This is a genomic window from Streptomyces sp. NPDC052101 (assembly GCF_040680235.1).
In the GTDB taxonomy this organism is placed as follows: Bacteria; Actinomycetota; Actinomycetes; order Streptomycetales; family Streptomycetaceae; genus Streptomyces.
In genome coordinates this window covers 1-1,651 of the sequence record NZ_JBFAWH010000125.1, presented here as the reverse complement: position 1 = coordinate 1,651, position 1,651 = coordinate 1, and the positions used below count along the sequence as shown (strand labels likewise).

The window sequence follows — 1,651 nt, the reverse complement described above, 5'->3', positions numbered from 1 at the left end:
TGGTGTGCCGCACCCGCACGCCGAGCACGAAGATCCCGAGGCAGCACACCGCGAAGGTCCCGTAGGCCAGCAGGGTCAGGGAGTCCTCCGGCACGAACGCCCACCCGGCCTGCGCGGCGGTCACGTCCCACGCGTGCCACACGCTGGACAGGCCCGGACCGCGCTCGCCGGAGAAGGTGAAGAACACGGACCACGCCTGGAAGTTCACGGCCATGAGCGGCACGTTGACCGCCGCCCACGCCGCCACCGTGCCCCCGGCCGCGAGCAGGAACGGCCGCCACCGCCGCGAGCGCACCGCCAGGATCAGCAGCGGCCCCAGGATCAGCAGCGGATACAGCTTCATGGCCGCGCCGAGGCCGAACAGCACCCCCGCCGTCAGGGACCGGTCGCGCGACCACGCGTACATGCCGCACGCCAGCAGGGCCACGGCCCACAGGTCCCAGTTGATGGTGCCGGCCAGCACGATCCCCGGGGCCACGGCCACCATGAGCCCGTCCGTCCACCGGCGCCCCGCCATCCGAACGGTCAGCACCGCGACGACGGCCCACAGCACCACCACGAATCCGAGGTTCACGAGCCAGAACACCACCGTGCCCTGCTCCGGCGAGAACGGCAGCGCCTGCGTGATCCAGGCCGCCACCGAGCCCACGACGGACATCAGCACGGGGTACTCGAACGTGGAGCCCGCCCGGAACGGCGCCCACGGGTCCGCCGCGAACCCCCGCCCGCCGTAGAGCGCGGCCCAGTCCGAGTAGCAGCCCGCGTAGTAGACGTCCGGAGCGCCCCAGCCGTGCAGCAGGCACGGCGACTTCTGCAGCACGGTCACGACGGCGGCCAGAGCCACCAGCAGCCCCGTCAGTGCCACGGGCCCGGCCCAGGAGCCGGTCCCCCGCCCCGGGCCGTTCGCCGCGAGGCCGCCGGCGAGCTGGAAGCGGCCGCCGCGCTCACCGGGGGCGGGCAGGGCCCCGGACGGTGCGCTGTCAGCGGAACGCCCGGCGGGGGCGCCCGGGGCGGTCACGGCGTCGCTCGGGGCGCCGTCCGCGGCGTGAGTGGGCGGCTCGCTGGGGGTCGCGGCATGCGCGGGGGCCGGTCTCATGCCCCCCATCCTAGGAAGCCCCCCGGACACCGGACGGGCGGGGCCGCCGTCGTCGGTCGTAGACTGGCGGGGTTGATCCCCGGGTGAGCGCCCCGCCGAACGGTGTGGGCCCCCCTGCGCGCGCCGCGTGCCCGCACCCGTTCCGGACAGTCGAGGAGAGAACCAGACCGTGGCCACCAATCCCATCCGCGTCGCCATCGCCGGCGTGGGCAACTGCGCAACATCCCTCATCCAGGGTGTGGAGTACTACCGCGAGGCGAAGGCCACGGACACGGTCCCAGGCCTGATGCACGTGCAGTTCGGCGACTACCACGTGTCCGACCTCGAGTTCGTGGCCGCGTTCGACGTGGACGCGAAGAAGGTCGGCCTGGACCTGTCCGAGGCCATCACCGCCTCCGAGAACAACACCATCAAGATCGCGGACGTGCCCCACGCGGACGTCACCGTCCAGCGCGGCCCCACCCTGGACGGCCTCGGCAAGTACTACGCCGAGACCATCGAGGAGTCGGAGGCCGAGCCCGTGGACGTGGCCCAGGCCCTCCGCGACGCGGAGGT

General features: G+C 73.5%; 1 protein-coding gene and 1 pseudogene. One reads left to right on the top strand and one right to left on the bottom strand.

Going from position 1 to position 1,651, the window contains the following annotated elements:
- Positions 1-1,096 (bottom strand): glycosyltransferase 87 family protein (locus AB0L75_RS44200; protein WP_365191937.1); only part of this gene is annotated, 1,096 nt, incomplete at its 3' end.
- Between the two features lie 169 nt (positions 1,097-1,265).
- Here AB0L75_RS44200 and AB0L75_RS44195 point away from each other — a divergent pair.
- Positions 1,266-1,651, top strand: a pseudogene (locus AB0L75_RS44195) (inositol-3-phosphate synthase); the annotation flags it as partial.